The 17,414-nt window shown below is 43.4% G+C and carries 14 protein-coding genes; 10 read left to right on the top strand and 4 right to left on the bottom strand.

The window, feature by feature from the left end:
* The first annotated feature begins 8 nt into the window (after nucleotides 1-8).
* The 4 genes from ITG09_12875 to ITG09_12860 are packed head-to-tail and all read left to right on the top strand — an operon-like array spanning nucleotide 9 to nucleotide 3,236.
* Entirely contained in the window at nucleotides 9-497 is a 489-nt protein-coding gene (locus ITG09_12875; GenBank protein ID UPR51585.1) for a pilus assembly protein, read from the top strand.
* On the top strand, nucleotides 497-1,033 hold the full coding sequence (locus ITG09_12870) for a membrane associated secretion system protein (protein UPR53641.1): 537 nt from the start codon (nucleotides 497-499) through the stop codon (nucleotides 1,031-1,033). Before ITG09_12875 ends, ITG09_12870 begins: the two co-directional genes overlap by 1 nt.
* A 1-nt stretch (nucleotide 1,034) precedes the next feature.
* A complete protein-coding gene (locus ITG09_12865) occupies nucleotides 1,035-2,546 on the top strand; it encodes a pilus assembly protein (protein ID UPR51584.1) in 1,512 nt (503 codons plus the stop codon).
* Nucleotides 2,547-2,564: 18 nt separating this feature from the next.
* Nucleotides 2,565-3,236, top strand: a complete 672-nt coding sequence (locus ITG09_12860; GenBank protein UPR53640.1) for an OmpA family protein — start codon at nucleotides 2,565-2,567, stop codon at nucleotides 3,234-3,236.
* 68 nt (nucleotides 3,237-3,304) lie between these two features.
* Here the strand turns inward: ITG09_12860 and chrA are convergent, their stop codons facing one another.
* Nucleotides 3,305-4,450 (bottom strand): chromate efflux transporter, encoded by a 1,146-nt coding sequence (gene chrA, locus ITG09_12855; protein ID UPR51583.1) that lies wholly within the window; start codon nucleotides 4,448-4,450, stop codon nucleotides 3,305-3,307.
* A gap of 100 nt (nucleotides 4,451-4,550) precedes the next feature.
* Between chrA and ITG09_12850 the strand changes: the two genes are divergently transcribed.
* Nucleotides 4,551-5,477 (top strand): LysR family transcriptional regulator, encoded by a 927-nt coding sequence (locus ITG09_12850; protein UPR51582.1) that lies wholly within the window; start codon nucleotides 4,551-4,553, stop codon nucleotides 5,475-5,477.
* Between the two features lie 235 nt (nucleotides 5,478-5,712).
* Here the strand turns inward: ITG09_12850 and ITG09_12845 are convergent, their stop codons facing one another.
* Nucleotides 5,713-6,786: a substrate-binding domain-containing protein gene (locus ITG09_12845; protein UPR51581.1), complete on the bottom strand. Its 1,074-nt coding sequence runs from the start codon at nucleotides 6,784-6,786 to the stop codon at nucleotides 5,713-5,715.
* A 250-nt stretch (nucleotides 6,787-7,036) separates the two neighbouring features.
* On the opposite strand from ITG09_12845, the gene ITG09_12840 reads away from it, so the two are divergent.
* Nucleotides 7,037-9,202 carry an alpha-galactosidase gene (locus ITG09_12840; protein UPR51580.1) on the top strand — a complete coding sequence of 722 codons (2,166 nt, stop codon included), beginning with the start codon at nucleotides 7,037-7,039 and terminating at the stop codon, nucleotides 9,200-9,202.
* Nucleotides 9,203-9,304: 102 nt separating this feature from the next.
* Nucleotides 9,305-10,999: a solute:sodium symporter family transporter gene (locus ITG09_12835; GenBank protein UPR51579.1), complete on the top strand. Its 1,695-nt coding sequence runs from the start codon at nucleotides 9,305-9,307 to the stop codon at nucleotides 10,997-10,999.
* A 94-nt stretch (nucleotides 11,000-11,093) separates the two neighbouring features.
* Here ITG09_12835 and ITG09_12830 read toward each other — a convergent pair whose 3' ends face one another.
* Nucleotides 11,094-12,434 carry an MATE family efflux transporter gene (locus ITG09_12830; protein ID UPR51578.1) on the bottom strand — a complete coding sequence of 447 codons (1,341 nt, stop codon included), beginning with the start codon at nucleotides 12,432-12,434 and terminating at the stop codon, nucleotides 11,094-11,096.
* Nucleotides 12,435-12,717: 283 nt separating this feature from the next.
* The gene (ugpC, locus tag ITG09_12825; GenBank protein UPR51577.1) at nucleotides 12,718-13,800 is read right to left on the bottom strand and encodes a sn-glycerol-3-phosphate ABC transporter ATP-binding protein UgpC; all 1,083 of its coding nucleotides are present in this window, start codon (nucleotides 13,798-13,800) and stop codon (nucleotides 12,718-12,720) included.
* A gap of 296 nt (nucleotides 13,801-14,096) precedes the next feature.
* On the opposite strand from ugpC, the gene ITG09_12820 reads away from it, so the two are divergent.
* From ITG09_12820 to ITG09_12810, 3 genes are all read left to right on the top strand, one after another.
* The gene (locus ITG09_12820) at nucleotides 14,097-15,017 is read left to right on the top strand and encodes a sugar ABC transporter permease (protein UPR51576.1); all 921 of its coding nucleotides are present in this window, start codon (nucleotides 14,097-14,099) and stop codon (nucleotides 15,015-15,017) included.
* Complete coding sequence (locus ITG09_12815; protein UPR51575.1) at nucleotides 15,017-15,868, top strand: carbohydrate ABC transporter permease; 852 nt, start codon at nucleotides 15,017-15,019, stop codon at nucleotides 15,866-15,868. The genes ITG09_12820 and ITG09_12815 overlap by 1 nt, the downstream gene beginning before the upstream one ends.
* Before the next feature lie 186 nt (nucleotides 15,869-16,054).
* Nucleotides 16,055-17,281 (top strand): extracellular solute-binding protein, encoded by a 1,227-nt coding sequence (locus ITG09_12810; protein UPR51574.1) that lies wholly within the window; start codon nucleotides 16,055-16,057, stop codon nucleotides 17,279-17,281.
* The last annotated feature ends 133 nt before the right edge of the window (nucleotides 17,282-17,414 follow it).

Raw genomic sequence — 17,414 nt, 5'->3', positions numbered from 1 at the left:
TGGTTAATATGAAATGGTTGAAGTTTAAACAAAGAGAAAGAGGGGTAACTACTGTAGAGTTTTCTCTTGGGGCGATCGTTTTAATTGTCGCGACTGTAATGATATTTGATATGGGTTATCGTATTTACGCGATAAATTTATTGGAATATTCACTGAGGGAATCAGTGAGAGCAGCAGTTGTGCATCAAGGGTCTTCTTCATATAACAGTTATGACACAGTTCTGAAATCCGTAAAAAATGAGCCAAATTCGTTATGGTCATTTCTCTCTCCGAGTGAGAAGTTCGTTGTGTCTGGGCTTTACTATAGAAGTTATGCAGATTTTATCGCTAATGTGAGTGCATCTGACGCGGATCTCGTCACCAGTGATGGGGGCTATAGTATTGCCGAGATCAAAATGACTTATAACCATCAGGCTATTTGGCCATTGTTCTTACAACAAGAAGAAGCGATAGAAAGAACAATTGTACTAACCCTAGAGCATGAGGGGTGGGAATGATGAAGTTTACTGAACATACGTCTCTTCATAAATGTAAAGGATCGTTCAGTATAGAGCTATTTTTGGTGCTGATTGTACTAATTGCACTTTTTTACTTTATGACTGATGTGAGCCATAAGCTTATAGTTCGAGCGCAACTTGATAGAGTTTCTTTCTCTATCGTTAATGTTTTAAAAGAGCGAACACGCTTTTATGACGAGCGTTTTAACTTATCTCAACAAGACTTAACAGATATGCAGAGTATCTCTAGTCGACTTCTCAATACAACTAGCAACAATGTTGCAATTCAAATTGAATCATTACAAGACAAAACAATACGGACTGTATTTGCCTCGCCGCAATATGGCACCTTAGGCTGTACGACACTCGGTATTGATCAAAAAACATTATTGGTTCCCGAAGAAGACGGGATCATTTTTCCGCTGTATCAAGTATCACTTTGTGTAGAAAGTGATTCATGGTTTTCGCGTGTTTGGGGAGATCCTTTATCTTCAACAATGGTCGTATCATCCAGTTCAGTGATGGTAGGGAGGTAGTATGAACAGACACGGAAAATTACAATTTATTAGTTTAAAAAGGCAGGCCGGTATTGCTGCTGTGTGGTTAGGTTTGTCGCTTGTACCTGTTTTAGGAATCACTTTTTTTGCTGTTGAGGGAACTCGGTACATTACTGAGTCGAGTCGTTTGCGTGATTCAGCACAAGCTGCGGCATTGGCGGTTACTATTGATGATAAAGCCGCCAGCGCACAAGATATGGCAGAACTTTATGTAAGAGACTATATCAGAGAAATTCGTAGTATACAGATCACGACGCAGCGTAACTATCAAGCGCCAACACTTGAAAATGATAATACTGAGATCATCGGCTATGAAGTTGAGGCTACGCCACTTTATGACTCATGGTTCTCAGATGTTCTTGTTCCTTCATTTGAGGATACTCAACCACTGTTTGGTGAAGCGGAAGCTGCAAAATACCCTGAATACCTAGGTGACAAAATTGTCGATGTCGTATTAGTTACTGATTTTTCAGGCTCTATGACACGTAACTGGTCACAGGGAACTTCAAGCGTATCGAAAAAAATTGATTCATTGAAAGTTGCGGTTGATGAGCTAGCTTTGAGAATCCTTGTGCCCCGATCTGGAGATACTTTTATCCTTAACCGATTGGCTATCGTTCCTTTTAACTTGAGAGTACAAGATAAAATATCCGACACTCTCTATGCGGGTAGTCAATTAAGGTACAAAGCGGACGGCTCATTTACCAGAACTTATGAGCAGGTGAATTGGGGGTACTGGGCTGATAAGCCACACGATACTGTTCGTGCTTGTGCTAGTGACATAGACGCTTGTCCAACTAAAGAGTCTTGGCAGTTTTATGAGGCGAAAACAGTTGAAAGTGTTATGAATATGAATGGACGAAGACTTGAAATAGCAAGCTTGATTGATTATTCCAACTCAGTGGATGACATGTTTAATAATAAGATTGATGATGCTGCATTTAATTTTCACTTTAGGTCTGCTGACAATGTCCTCTATCACTCTGGAATGGTAAGAACAACAGGTAATGGACATTATGTACTTCCTTTAACGAGTGATATTGATGAAGTTGAGATTGTGCAAGGTATGAATGCTGGTGGTAATACCGCAGCCTATCAAGGCTTGATTCGCGGTTTACAGGTGCTCAACGATGGACAACCAGATAGTAGCGCAACACAAGAGGAAGTTGAGGAATACAGCGGGAAGTTGAAAATTATCATTATTCTTAGTGATGGTCAGGAGTTTCCTAATAATGGGATACTCCCAAACTTAGTCGATAATGGCCTTTGTGATGAGGCAAGAGAGCATTTCTTGACTGAGAATGGCAGTTTGTTCATCGGCGTGATTGGCATTGATTTTAATGCAAGTGAGCAAAGTGGATTTCAAGATTGTGTGATTGACCCTGGCTCAGACATTATTGATGTTAGTGATAGGGAAGAGTTAATACAACGAATCGAAGAGCTAATTCAGAAAGGATCTCGAGGCACTGGTGTATCGAGACTATACGGGTGAGTAAAGATGAAAAACACAATGCTAGCACTAGGTCTGCTTGTTTCTTTCTCTAGTTATGGGCAGGAGATTAGTGATCAGGTAGTAGAATATTGTGGGAATACTTTTTCAGAGTATTCTCACACCATCGAAATTGGTGAAGTTCAAGGAGTAGCTAGTCATCGTGATGGCTATTGGCAAATTCATGAGGGAAGTCATGATCCGGCTCTCAAGTGGGAGCTTCTTAAGCGCTCGCAGTTGATCACAGATCCTAGTGATTGTCTCACTTATATATCAAACCTTGGTATTGCTAGCTTCGATAGTGACAAAGGGCAGCTTGTTGCTCGTGTTAACTTCGCCTTTGATCGTTATTATCTGACCCCTCTTGCTCGTGAAGTACTTGTTGATGTGGCAAAACATCTCGCAAACAATGACTACCTAGTGACCGTTGAAGGTCATACCGACTGGGTGGGCAGTGAAGCTTACAATCAAGGATTGGGGCTAGAGAGAGCTCAAAGTACGTCTAAACAGCTTTTCACTTACGGTGTTGAAAAAGAGAAAATGACCCTGAAATCATTGGGTGAGTCTGAGCCAATCGCGAGTAATAAAACGTCTCAAGGTCGGGCTCAAAACAGACGTGCTGATGTGTATATTCCTCCAGAGTCTTTTAACCAAGACGATGCCAGTCCAGTCTCTACACCGATAGAAGAATAACTACTATCTCAACGGTCTCATAATCCGAAAATTATAATGCCCATTAATTAGAATTAGTGGGCATTATATTAAATGACTCCGAGTCCAAACCCAATTGCAATAAACAGAGCTACCATCCACACGATCGGCATCTTCATCGTTTTCAATAACCACACACCAACAATAATCAGAGCGAAATCTAAGCCACTACTCACTGCGCTGGTGAAGATCGGTTGATACAGGGCCGCTAGTAATAGGCCGACAACCGCCGCATTCACACCAGTAAGAGCGCCTGCCACCAAAGGTTGACTCGCAATTGCCTGCCAGTTTTTCAACACACCGAGCAGTAATAAGAAGCCCGGTAAGAACACCGCAATCGTTGCGAGCAGTGCACCTGTAATCGGTGCTGATGGCATTAATACATAACCGAGGTAAGTGGCTAACGTAAACATAGGGCCAGGAACCGCTTGTGCTGCTGCATAACCTGTTAGGAAGGCATCTTGAGACAGTTGGTCACCAATACCATTTTGTAGCAACGGAAGTACCACGTGGCCGCCACCAAAGACTAAGCTGCCTGCTTGGTAGAACAGGCCAAATACTTCAATACCTTGAGAGTAAGCACTGAATAGAGGCAGGCCAACCAGCAAAGCAACAAAAATCACGAGAGGCGTTACCGATATTTTTTGTGTTGAAGGTGTCGTTTTTAGCTCCTGAGACGTCAAGAACTTACTACCAACCATTGCTGCAAATATAAGCACTAAAACTTGAGGCCAGATCCCCGGAATCAAAAGTAGAACAATCGCGGTGATCACACACAGTGCTGTTGCTATCTTCGATTGGCAGAAGTTTTTGTACATGCCGAAAGTGGCGTCAGCTACAACCACGACCGCAAGTAACTTAAGCCCGTGGATGATTGAAATGAAAAGTGGTGCTTCCAATAACTGATTGCTGACTAACGCCAATATCAGCATCAGAATCACTGATGGGGAAGTGAAGCCGACAAATGCGGCAATCGCACCGGTTAAGCCACCTTTTTTATAACCAACCGCGAAGCCAACCTGACTTGAGCCTGGGCCCGGTAAAAATTGACTGAGGGCGACAATTTGCCCGTACTCTTCGTCGGATAACCAATTCAGTTTCTCAACAAAGGTTTTACGAAAGTAGCCAATGTGTGCTGCTGGCCCACCAAAGCTAATCCAGCCAAGCCAGAAAAAGGTTTTAAAAATTGAAAGCATGATCGATTCCAGATAAATGTTTAGCGTAATTTAGGTGGAGTTAGACTATGATTCAAATTAATTATTTTAATTATAACTATGAATAATATGGGATTGATTTGTGGCTGATTTTAACTGGAAAGGAATTGACCTTAACTTATTGATTGCACTGCAAGCTCTATATAAAACAAACAGTGTTAGTAAGGCGGCAGAACGTTGTTATGTCAGCCAATCAGCGATGAGTCATAGCTTACAAAGGCTACGAAAGTTGTTTGATGACCCTTTGTTTGAGCGTGTCGGTAGTAAGATGGAAGCGACCGACCGAGCGATTGAATTATCAAGTACCGTCGATGCCTTACTCAATACAATTCAGTCAGAGGTACTGCTGTCTAAATCATTTGATGCAGAGACCTATAAAGGGACTTGGAAGATTGGTCTCACTGATTATGCCGAGCAGATGTTCGCTCCAATAGTGTTTGACCTGATTAAGCAAAGCTCTCCTTATTCCCAAGTGGCGTTGTTCAATGTAAACCGGAGTAACTACCAGCAAGTCTTTGAAGATGCCAAGCTCGATATGACGATAGGCAGCTTTGGTGAGGTACCAAAGCAATATCGAACAAAGCATTTGTACACGGAACAACATGTTTGTTTACTTGATCAATCAGTTCTATCTATTGAAGAACCGATGTCGTTAGAACAATTTGTTGCGGTCGAGCACGCACTCGTTTCTCCGATTGGGTCTTTAAAGACAGGTGTGGATAGTCGTTTGAATGAACTCGGTCTCAGTCGAAAAGTGGCGATATCTTCCAGTAACTTTTTGACCGTTAAGCGACTAATCCGTGGTAGAGAACTGTTGTGTATTGTCCCCAAGCTAGTTGCGCGCAAGGATATCGATAACGAAGAAACCTTACTGGCTGTGAAACCACCGATTGATGTTCCAGATTTTGATATCCAGCTTGTTTATAGAAAGACAAAGCATTTAGATGATAAAAACAAACTACTTAGAGAGTTGATTACTAATGCGATCTCATCTGTGATTTCCGAATAGTTTATTGTGTCGATTAATCGTCAAATTTATATGAATTAATTTTAGAAAAATACGGTTTATTACAAGAACCCGGCTATACTTAATTTACGACTCAAAGCAGTCGTAAAGAATAGGCTTTTTGATTTACCTAAGTAAAAAAATTGGTTATATCCTCATGATATAGCTTAAAAAACTACCAGGCTAAACGGACTTAGTTGGTCTTAAAAGCGCTAGCTCCCCCTAGCGCTTTTTTCTTTTATTCGGATTCCGGTAATAGGTTCTGAATCTTCTTCAGCAGTTTTTCGATCTCTTGTTTTTCATAATTGGCTGTCACCTTAGATTGGCTACTTTCTCTCGGAAGCAGTGTGGTTTCGATATGATGTTGTAATAAGGTATCTTGCGAATTGGCGTTGAGCTTCTCTGCAAGTCTTACTGCTTGCTGGCCTATTTTTGTGAAATCTTGTTTGATGGTTGTAAGAGGCGGATTGAAGAATGCGCTGTCTTCTATACCATCAAAACCGACAACAGCGACCTTTTCTGGTACTGGTATTTGCAACTCTTGCAGTGCGCGTAAAACCCCTAATGCCATTTGATCACTGGCGACTAACACAGCATCAAACTGGATTTGTTTCGCGACGGCGCCTCGAATGCCAAGGTAGCCACTTTCTGCTTGCCAGTTTCCTTGATATTGATACTGCACCTTACTATCTGCATCTGATAACGCGGCTAACCAACTCTGAAGACGAATTTGTGAGGCGCTGGACTCATTAGGCCCGCTGATCAATAAGTATTCAGAGCGACCATTTTCAATAAGATGCTGAGCCGCCAGCGTTGCGCCCTCGGCATGATCGCCACATATATAGTTCACTTGGCTGTTAGAAGGGACATCAATGAAGATGAGGTTTAAGTGTTGATATTGTTCTACCAGTAATTCGGCATCTGCACTCTTTAAAGGCACATTAAGAATGATGCTGTCGACCTGTTGGGCGATCAGTTCACGAATGGCTTCGCGAGTGTTGGTGAGATTCGGTTCTGATACCACAGAAAAAGCGGTGCCATACCCCATATCGTGAGCCTGCATTCGTACACCATTGGCGATCATTGCGGCACCGTGTAAGGCCATATCGAGCGTGACTAACCCTATGCTGGTGGACTTGGAACGGCTGAGCATTTGAGCACCTTTATTGGGCACATATCCAAGCTTCTTTATCGCGGCATTCACTTTATTTCGAGTGGATTCTGCGACATCCTGTGAGCCGTTCGTCACCCTTGATACTGTTTGAGTCGATACGCCAGCCAGCTTCGCCACATCTTTAAAAGTTACACTCATCACATCGTCCATCGAATATTCCAGTCGTTCGATGAGCTTATCCAATTTAGCGAAATGAAACTCTGCTCCCTTTCAAAAAAATGTCATTTGAAACATTAAATATGTTTCCGAAAACAGTCGATCTTGTGCAAATTTTAGCAACGAATAAGTGTTTTTAGATCACGTTATTTAGCCGTTTTAGTACTAATTTCAATCTTCAAGTTCACTATTAATCTTAATTTATGTTTACGAAAACAATATGAGATTGGCTATGAGCGAATTTATTCATCTAACAAGTAAAAACCACAGTTTGATCATCAAATCGGGCCGTGCTCCAGAGGTTCTTCACTGGGGGGCAAAGATCGCCAGTATTGATGAAGATCTTTTGTTATCAACCGAGAGACCGATCTCCCAAGCACGGCTTGATGTCGATGTGCCGCTTTCTCTTTGTCCTGAATTGGGTAGCGGTCATTTTAATGCGCCGGGAATAGAAGGGCATCGTGATGGTTTTGATTGGGCACCCGTTTTTAATACCGTCCGCGTAGAAGCGAATGCAACTTACGTAGGTACGAAGGCTGAGCATGTAGGTGTAAAGACTGAACATATAGAAGGTCAGAACCAGCACGCCACTTTTGTTCTAGAAGACACCGTGTCTAAGCTTGAATTGACTGTCGAAATCAAACTGGATTATGAATCTGATGTGGTTCAAAAGCGCGTCACAGTAACTAACAAAGGGGGCAGTAAATACTATTTAAATAAGCTTTCATCAACGTTGCCACTGCCAAACCACGCCAATGAATTGATGACGTTTCATGGTCGTTGGTGTCATGAATTCCAAACTCAGCGTCAGCGTTTTGAACACGGTGGCTTTATGCAAGAAAACCGTCGCGGTCGTACTTCACATGAAAACTTCCCAGGCATGTTTGCAGGTACGCAAGGTTTCTCAGAGCAAAATGGTTTGGTTTGGGGATTTCATTTGGGTTGGAGCGGTAACCACCAAATGCGCGCGGATGTTCGTAGTGATGGTCGCCGTTTTGTACAAGCAGGAGAGTTATTGCTAGCGGGTGAATCGATTCTAGAACCTGAGAGTACTTACCAAACACCTTGGCTCTATGGCTGTTACAGCAATTCTGGTTTGAACGGTATTGCTCAGCGTTTTCAGCAGTTTGTTCGTGACAATATTATTCAATTCCCTACCGATAAGCCTCGCCCTGTGCATTTAAATACTTGGGAGGGGATCTACTTCGACCATAAACCTGAATACATCATGCAGATGGCTACTGAGGCCGGTGTGATGGGCGTTGAACGATTCATTATTGATGATGGTTGGTTTATTGGTCGTGATGGTGAAAAAACGGCCTTAGGTGATTGGTATCTCGATGAAATGAAATACCCAAATGGTTTAGAACCTGTCATTGAACATGTAAACCAACAAGGCATGGAGTTTGGTCTTTGGGTTGAACCTGAAATGGTCAGCCAAGATTCGAATCTTTACCGAAACCACCCTGATTGGGTGCTTGGTTTACAAGGGTATCATCAACCGTCTGGTCGTTGGCAATACGTGTTAGACCTACAAAATGAAGAGTGTTTTAACTACCTATATGAACGCCTCAATGCGCTGCTGGCTCGATACAACATTACTTATCTTAAGTGGGACATGAACCGAGAGTTGGTTCAACCTGGTCACCAAGGTAAGGCTGCGGTACATGGTCAAACGAAAGCGCTTTATCGTCTTGTTGATGAGTTGAACCTAGCACACCCAGAAGTCGAGATTGAGTCCTGTTCTTCAGGCGGTGGCCGTATCGATTTTGAAATCCTAAAGAGAACACACCGATTCTGGGCGTCTGACTGTAACGATGCATTAGAACGCCAAGCGATTCAAAAGGGCATGAGTTACTTCTTCCCACCAGAAGTTATGGGTGCACACATTGGTCCTGCTGAGTGCCACTCAACCAACCGTCGTCACAGTATCAATATGCGTGGTGTCACCGCCTTGATGGGACACATGGGCGTAGAACTTGATCCGGTTAAAGAGTCACCAGAAGAGAAACAAGCATTCTCACATTACATTTCATTGCATAAGCAGTTTCGTCATATTTTGCATTCAGGTCGCAGTTTCCGCATGGACCCTTCGGACAAAAATCAGAATATTTATGGCGTTGAAAATGACGATGAAATGCTGATCACCGTGTGTCAACTAGCTATGCCTGAATATGCTCTGCCTTCGCCACTTCGTATTAGCTGCGTGGAAGACAGCGCGATGTATCAAGTGAAGTTAGTGGACATGCCAAAAACCAGTTTCCAGTTGATGAAACAACGCCCTCAATGGCTCGACAAAACGTTAACCCTAAGTGGGGATAACCTCAAGGAAATTGGATTGACCTTACCTATCCTCGACCCAGAGTCTGCCTTGATTGTGCACTTGAAAAAGATGTGAATCGCTGACTCTGAGTACCCCTACAAATAAAAATCTAAATATAAAAATTATAATCGGCAGCGAGGTATTGCTGCCGCAATAACTCAACTTAAGGAAAACAAAATGTCTATTACAGTTCTACTGTCATTTTTGTTATTTACTGGGTTTGTAGTCGCGTTTACCTACAACAAAGTGAAGAATGACAAAAACACCTCACAAGATGGTTTCTTTCTCGGCGGAAGAAGCTTAACCGGCGGTTTAATTGCAAGCTCGCTTATCTTAACTAACTTGAGCGCGACTAGCTTTGTTGGCATGAGTGCACAAGCTTATACCCACAACATGAGCGTCATGGGTTGGGAAGTGGCGTCTGGTGTCACCTTAGTAATCATTGCTCTGATGTTGGTACCGCGTTACCTCAAGCAAGGGATCACGACGATTCCAGACTTCTTAGAGAGCCGCTACGACATGTCGGTGAAGAAGTTTGTGACCTTGCTTTTCTTATGTCAGTACGTCATTAATATTTTGCCAACCACACTTTATGCTGGCGCTGTTGTTCTGGGTGAAATCTTTGATGTTCAAGCTCTGCTTAATATTTCAGAGTTTAGCTCTATTGCCCTAATTTCCGCGACGATCGGTCTACTTGGCTTCTTTTATGCGATTTATGGTGGCCTAAAAGCAGTGGTGATTGCGGATACTATTAATGGCGTAGGCTTGATTGTTGGTGGAATGATGATTCCAGTATTCGGTTTGATGGTGCTGGGAGAGGGTAGCTTCGGTGCTGGATTAGATATACTGCTTTATGCTGCGCCAGAGAAACTGCAATCGGTTGGTACTGAGACCGATCCACTGCCGTTCTCAACCTTGTTTACCGGTCTTCTACTTGTGAACCTTTACTACTGGGGTACGGATCAATCCATCATCCAGCGCGCGTTGGGTGCTAAGAACTTAAAGGAAGGCCAAAAAGGGGTCATCCTTGCGGGTGCAATTAAGGTTATCTCTCCGTTGTTCCTAATCATTCCTGGCATCATCGCTTTTCACATGTTTGGTGCTGATGCGGGTAATCCAGATACCATGTACACCCGTTTAGTTAATGAAGTTTTACCTAAGCCGCTGGTGGGTTTTTTCGTAGCGGTCATGTTTGGTGCGATTTTGAGTACCTTTAATGGCGTGTTGAATAGCTCGACGACTCTGTTCGCATTGAACGTTTACAAGCCTTTGTTTGGCCAAGGAAAAACCGATGAAGAGCTAGTGGATAAAGGGCGTATTTTTGGTGTCGTGATTGCGATTATCTCGGTATGTATCGCACCGTTCATCATGTATGCGCCAGAAGGTTTGTTCCAATACTTACAAATGGTAGCGGGCTTCTTCAGTGTGCCAATCTTTACTATCGTGTTTGTGGGTTATATCTCTAAACGAGTGCCAGCTCTAGCGGCTAAAGTGGCCTTGGTGGTATTTGTAAGCTCATACGCGGCAATGCAGTTAGTGTTCAAAACACCGATTCACTTCTTACACCAATTAGCGATTCTGTTTGTTGTCTGTACGGCTCTGATGTTCATCATTGGTTACTTTATGCCACGTGAAGATGATTACGTGATGCCAGTGAATGAAAATATCGATGTCACGCCTTGGGCGTTCCGTTTCGAAGCTTCAGCGATCATTCTTTACATGGTACTTGGTGCTTACGTGATGTTCTCTGATGTTGGCTTTGTGTCGGATGATCCAACCATCATGCAGGTTTACGGTGTATGTGGCATTGTGATGTTAGTCGGTATTTTTGGCCGATTAGCGAAGCGCAAGAAAGCACTTGCGACCGCGTAGATGAGTTCGAGTAATTAAAAACGAAAACGCCGCTCCTTGGAAATAGAGAGCGGCGTTCATTTGTCTGATGAAGATAAATGGAAGGCTAAATGATCTAAAAAGAGAATCGAGTCCATTTCTTAGCTCGCCAGCGATAGGCCATGATGATTCCACGGAACCATTCGTCCATCGCGATAGCCATCCAGGCACCAAATACACCGTAGCCCCAGTGCACACCAAGCAAATAGCTCATTGCAACCCCAATGCCCCACATGCTCAATATTCCCATCTTTACGGGGAACTTAATATCGCCTGTCGCTTTTAGACATGAGATGAAGATCAGGTTAAAAACACGGCCAGCTTCTAACAAGATTGAACCGGCAATAAGTAATGCAGCAAGGGCGATAATTTCAGGATCTTGAGTGAATAGATCCAGAATCTCAAAACGGAATATATAGACCATACAAGTAATGCTAGTTGAGGCGATGAAGCCAACCACAAAGTAGCGTTGTACTCGGTTCGTAATTTCATCTATCCAGCCCTTTCCAATGTAGTAGCCTGTTTGAATTTGGCTTCCTTGGCCGATAGCTAAAGCAAACGCAAAAGAGAGACGCGCGATGTTTTGTGCATAGGTGAACGCTGCCAATGACGAGGTTCCCATCTGCACTATGAAGAAAGTAATCGTGATTTGCGCCATGTTGTAAGACAGCACCTCACCCGCATTCATCGAGCCGATCTTAATGATTTTTTGGTAGATAGCTTTAGGTACGGATTTGAACTGCTTAAGAGGTAAGTCTATTCCTTTGTTTCTTACAACACCGATTAAGATCAATAGGCCAATCATTTGGCTAATGACCGTTGCTGCAGCAACGCCTTGTACACCGTACACTGGTAGGCCAAAAGGTTGGTACAACACGCAATAGTTACCCAGTACGTTAATAACACCTGCTATTAAGTTAATGATCATCGGTGACTTAGAGTAGCCATGACTGCGCAGAATCGTCGTTAGCACAACGCCAATCGTCACGTTAAAGGTGAGAGCACCGCTGATAAATAGGTACTCTTGAGCGTATTGTTCCACTTGAGCTTCAAGTTGATAAAGCGGGATAAAATACTCAGCGCCAAGAATGGCGATAATGCTCAGTAACAGGCCTGTAATGATGGCTAATACAATACTCGCCACACCCACATGAGCGCTCTCTTCGTCGCGAGAAGCACCGTTGTATTGCGCGATGAGGATGCCTGTGCCACTGCTGACCATGGTGGATACGATGATTAGAAAAAAGGATATCTGAGAGATAACACCAACGGCAGACACAGCTTTGTCTGAGTATCCTGATAGCATGAATACATCACTGGTGTTGAGGGCTGTTCTTAAAAGAACTTCGATAAAAATTGGCCAGGTGAGCGCAACGATTCCCATGCGTTTATTTAGGGTGGAATCAGCAGTAGGCATTTAGGTTTTCTCAAAAAGGGGGTAGGCGACACTATAGTTTAGCGATTATTTAGTAAACGACTATCAAATTAATGTCCGGATAGCTATTAAGGGTAGATAAAGTTCGAATAAGCTTTAAGAGGACAACATTTAAGTGTGAGTTATGAAACTTTTGAGAGATGTTTCATAAGGTAAAGAGGAATAAAGTAGAAGCGTTTAACGACTAAAAAGTGGCACAAGAAATGAGTTTGAAATGAAGCGGTAAAGCGAGCAACATCTAGCTAGCTTTACCGTTTTTAAACACTTAATTAATTCTCTGACCTTCAGCATCAAACAGATGACAATCTTTTGATGAGAAATTTAGATTGAGAGACTGATAGCGAGTGACCTCTTGATCTCCAGGCAGATGAACTTTAAAGCTGTCTACACCACAAGATTGACCAAACATATAAGTGCTGTTGCCTAGCCTTTCTACGACCTCACTCTGGAACTCAATGGTGATATCCGACTCGCCATTAATCTCCAAATGTTCAGGTCGAATGCCGAGAGTGAGCTTTTGTCCTTCAACAAGACCATTACTTGGTAGTGGTAGCGTAATTTTACTCGAGCCATTTATGGTCAGTTGGGCATGAGTCTCAGAGATGTTATTGACCAAACAAGGTAAGAAGTTCATTTTCGGAGAGCCAATAAAGCCGGCCACAAACTCATTTTGAGGAGAGTGATACAGTTCGAGTGGCGAACCAACTTGTTCAACGCGGCCATCTCTAAGTACGACTATTTTGTCGGCAAGCGTCATGGCTTCCACTTGATCGTGCGTTACATAAATCATGGTGTTTTGCAGATCTTGATGCAATTTGGCGATTTGTAAGCGCATATCGACACGAAGTTCTGCATCTAGGTTAGATAAAGGTTCGTCGAATAAGAACACTCTCGGGTTACGAACAATTGCTCGACCGATAGCAACACGTTGACGTTGTCCACCTGACAATTCTTTAGGTTTACGTTTCAATAAAGATTCCAACTGAAGCGTTTTGGCTGCGCCCGTGACCTGTTTCTCGACGACTTCCTTAGCCACCCCGTTCATTTTCAGGCCAAAGCCCATATTTTCTTCAACAGTCATGTGCGGATAAAGGGCATAGGACTGAAATACCATCGCGACACCACGCTCGGCAGGATCGATATCGTTTACAAGATCATCACCGATATGAATCTCACCTTCAGTAATCTCTTCCAAGCCAGCAACTAAGCGTAAGAGGGTTGATTTACCACAACCAGACGGCCCAACGAATACGACGAACTCGCCGTTACTTATTTCTAGATCAACACCATGGATCGTTTGAACATCACCATATCGTTTGATGACCTGTTTTAAGCTGATATCAGCCATGCTCTCTCCTTGCTTCGTTGGACTACATCACTTTGCCTTTAAAACATACGCTTTCATCAGAAATTTGTTAGATGCCTCGCATGATTTATTGATCCGAGTCATATAAATATGACGATCTGTAGTGTTTTTTGTGGAAACGTTTACAAAAATAAAACATAACTGTGCGTAATATTATCAATAAGCCTAATATTTGAACGTAATCATTATAAATGCTGAGTTACTAGATGAAATTTAGAAATCTAGGTGGAAATTAACCAAATAGTAAATGAAGCTTTGAAGACAAGGAATTTCGGGAAATGGAGCAATCTGTGAAAACGATATACCCACAAAATCACACCCCGTCAGCGAAGAAGAAAAGACGCATAAGCTCTAAAGTGTCGCCTTGGCTGTTCTTAGCCCCGGCTATCGCTATCTTCTCTCTCTACGTTATATATCCAATCTTGGACAGTATCTGGCTTAGCTTCTTTGAGTGGGATGGGCTAGGTGAAAAAGAGTGGGTAGGGCTGGAAAACTATCGTGAACTGTTTGATTCCGAGGCTTTCTACACTTCTCTAACGAATAACTTTCTTTGGTTGATCTTCTTTATGCTCGCGCCACCTTGTGGCTTGGCGATTGCCCTTTTCTTAAACCAACAAGTGAAAGGCATTCGTGTCGTTAAATCCTTATTCTTTTTCCCCTTTGTTATTTCTCAAGTGGTGGTCGGCCTCGTATTTTCTTGGTTCTATGACCCGTCATTTGGTCTTTTTAACATTGCATTAGGTGCGTTTGGTATTGAACCTATTTCGATTCTCGCCGATGAAGATTATGTGACCTACGGAATCATCGCAGCGGGCTTATGGCCACAGATCTCTTATTGCATGATCTTATATTTAACGGGGCTGAATAACCTAGATCCAGAACAGTTAGAAGCTGCTCGCCTTGATGGTGCGAAGAAATGGCGCATGCTCTGGTATGTGGTGCTTCCTCAATTAAGACCGGCGACGTTTATTGCTGTGGTCGTGACAGTAATTGGTGCCCTTCGTTCTTTCGATTTGGTGGCAACCATGACGGCTGGTGGACCTTGGGGAAGTTCGACGGTACTGGCGTATCAAATGTATGAAGAGTCTATTTTTAATTATCGAATGGGTTACGGTGCGGCGGTTTCAGTGGTGCTGTTTCTGATCATGGATATCTATATCGCTTACTTCTTGTGGCGCATGTTAAGGAGTGAAAAATAATGTTTCCGCAACCAATTCAAAAAGCCGGTCGCTTTACTAATATCAGTTACCGAGTCGCGTTACCTATCTCGATCGTGATGTGGTTGTTACCGCTTATCGCCGTGATGATGACGTCGATTCGTTCGATGGATGACATCAACAAAGGTAATTATTGGGGCTGGCCGAGCGAGATTCAGTTCATTGAGAACTATACCCAAGTTTTTACCTCGACTTCGATGGGGCAGTACTTAATCAATAGTCTGATCATTACATTGCCAGCCGTCGCAGGGGCTGTCGCTCTTTCGACTTTGGCTGGGTACGCCTTGGCGAAATACAACTTCAAAGCCAATGTTTGGATCTTTGCGATGTTTATCGCGGGCAACTTTGTTCCGTTTCAAATCTTGATGATTCCAGTGCGTGATTTAACGATTGGACTTGGCCTTTACGATACCCATTGGGCGCTGATTTTTTTCCATATCGCTTTTCAAGCCGGCTTCTGTACCTTGTTCATGCGTAACTTTATCGTCGGGATCCCAGATGCCTTGATCGAAGCGGCGCGTGTTGAAGGGGTAAGTGAATGGAAAATATTCTGGCATGTAGTGCTGCCTCTGGTTCGCCCTGCATTAGCGGCGTTAGCAGTCTTGGTGTTTACCTTTATTTGGAATGACTTCTTTTGGGCGTTGGTATTGGTTCAGAGTGATGACGTTCGCCCGGTAACTGCGGGGTTGAGTTCACTGCAAGGCCAGTGGTTGGCATCTTGGCAGTTTATGTCTGCTGGTGCGGTAGTGGCAGCCATTCCACCAGTGGTTCTGTTTTTTACTATGCAAAAACACTTTATTGCTGGCCTAACATTGGGAGCCACGAAAGGATAAAACGTTCTTCTAGAATGGTGAAAGGAGACTTAAACCGAATCAATCAAGGTGGTTCGACGTTAGCCGCCTTAACTGAACAGATCCAACTTGGATTCACTATAAGAGTAAAAAAGGCACGAAAACCCTACAAGACAAAACTATAAGAATTGGACTTAGAGAGCTTAGCTCCATAACAAGGACCTCAATATGAAATACGTGAAACATATCGCTGCCACAGCAGTGCTTGCCGCCTCCGTTTCTACAACCGCGTTTGCAGGAACCTTAGTCATCAACTCTGATGCATCTGATCCTGCGCCGAAAGAAGCGTGGGGTGAGATCATCAATCGCTTTGAAAAAGAAAACCCCGACATTACGGTGAAGTACAATTTGTACGATCACGAGTCGTACAAAACAACGATTCGTAATTGGTTGGTCACTTCGCCGCCTGATGTGGTTTTCTGGTATGCGGGTAACCGAATGAAAGCCTTTGTTGACCGTGGTCTGTTCGAAGATGTGAGCGATATTTGGACAGACAACAACATGAAGCAAGACTTTGCGGCTGGCGCTCCTGCGATGACAGTACAAGGCAAGCAATATGGTGTGCCATACACGTATTACCAATGGGGTATTTATTATCGTAAAGACATCTTTGAACAATATGGTATCGGTGAGCCTAAAACTTGGGATGACTTGAAATCCGCATCAGCAACGCTGAAAGAAAATGGGGTAGCACCGTTTGCGATTGGTACTAAGTACTTGTGGACTGCTGCGGGTTGGTTTGATTACATCAACATGCGTACCAACGGCTTGGATTTCCACATTCAGTTGATGGAAGGCAAGGTGCCTTATTCTGATGAGCGAGTGAAGAAAACGTTCGCTAACTGGGCAGAGCTTGTTGAACCTGGTTACTACTTAGAAAATCACGCCTCTTATTCTTGGCAAGAAGCTCAGCCATTCTTATATAACGGCAAAGCGGCGATGTACCTCATGGGGAACTTCATTACGCCAAACTTCCCGGCTGAATTAGATGGCAAGATGGATTTCTTCCAATTTCCGGTGATCGACCCAAGTGTTCCTATGTCTGAAGATGCGCCAATGGACACGTTACACATTCCTTCTAAAGCGAAAAATAAGGAAGATGCACGTAAGTTCCTAGAGTTTGTTGCGCGTGCTGAAAATCAGCAACTCATCAATGAGATGTTGCTGCAAATCCCAACCAACAATAAAGCCAAAGCGAAGTCAGATCCGTTCTTAGATAAAGGTGTAGCAATGCTGGCTTCTACCGATGGTACGGCTCAGTTCTATGACCGCGATACCGATCCTGCGATGGCCAAAGAGGGCATGAAAGGCTTCCAAGAGTTTATGGTTCACCCAGACAGAATCGAAAAAATCTTGAAGAAACTCGATAAGGTGAGCAAGCGTACCTTTAAGTAATACGTTATCTGCCGCAGCGACTCTTGCTGCGGCTCTTTTCCTTTTCAGTTTGTCATTGTCAGTGTTATTTGATTAGTGTTCCTCGTTTTGAGCGCTAGAGGCACCCATTACAACCTGCCTAGTACTACTTGCA

The sequence above is a fragment of the Vibrio cyclitrophicus genome, assembly GCA_023206055.1.
Classification (GTDB): domain Bacteria; phylum Pseudomonadota; class Gammaproteobacteria; order Enterobacterales; family Vibrionaceae; genus Vibrio; species Vibrio cyclitrophicus_A.
The sequence above is the reverse complement of the archived record's forward strand: the minus strand, read 5'-3'. Positions and strand labels throughout refer to the sequence as shown.

Excerpts from the sequence above, each read along its gene's own strand:
- ITG09_12875 (UPR51585.1), top strand. The coding sequence starts at position 9 with ATGAAATGGTTGAAGTTTAAACAAAGAGAAAGAGGGGTAACTACTGTA.
- ITG09_12870 (UPR53641.1), top strand. The coding sequence starts at position 497 with ATGAAGTTTACTGAACATACGTCTCTTCATAAATGTAAAGGATCGTTC.
- ITG09_12865 (UPR51584.1), top strand. The coding sequence starts at position 1,035 with ATGAACAGACACGGAAAATTACAATTTATTAGTTTAAAAAGGCAGGCC.
- ITG09_12860 (UPR53640.1), top strand. The coding sequence starts at position 2,565 with ATGCTAGCACTAGGTCTGCTTGTTTCTTTCTCTAGTTATGGGCAGGAG.
- chrA (UPR51583.1), bottom strand. The coding sequence starts at position 4,450 with ATGCTTTCAATTTTTAAAACCTTTTTCTGGCTTGGCTGGATTAGCTTT.
- ITG09_12845 (UPR51581.1), bottom strand. The coding sequence starts at position 6,786 with ATGAGTGTAACTTTTAAAGATGTGGCGAAGCTGGCTGGCGTATCGACT.
- ITG09_12840 (UPR51580.1), top strand. The coding sequence starts at position 7,037 with ATGAGCGAATTTATTCATCTAACAAGTAAAAACCACAGTTTGATCATC.
- ITG09_12835 (UPR51579.1), top strand. The coding sequence starts at position 9,305 with ATGTCTATTACAGTTCTACTGTCATTTTTGTTATTTACTGGGTTTGTA.
- ITG09_12830 (UPR51578.1), bottom strand. The coding sequence starts at position 12,434 with ATGCCTACTGCTGATTCCACCCTAAATAAACGCATGGGAATCGTTGCG.
- ugpC (UPR51577.1), bottom strand. The coding sequence starts at position 13,800 with ATGGCTGATATCAGCTTAAAACAGGTCATCAAACGATATGGTGATGTT.
- ITG09_12820 (UPR51576.1), top strand. The coding sequence starts at position 14,097 with ATGGAGCAATCTGTGAAAACGATATACCCACAAAATCACACCCCGTCA.
- ITG09_12815 (UPR51575.1), top strand. The coding sequence starts at position 15,017 with ATGTTTCCGCAACCAATTCAAAAAGCCGGTCGCTTTACTAATATCAGT.
- ITG09_12810 (UPR51574.1), top strand. The coding sequence starts at position 16,055 with ATGAAATACGTGAAACATATCGCTGCCACAGCAGTGCTTGCCGCCTCC.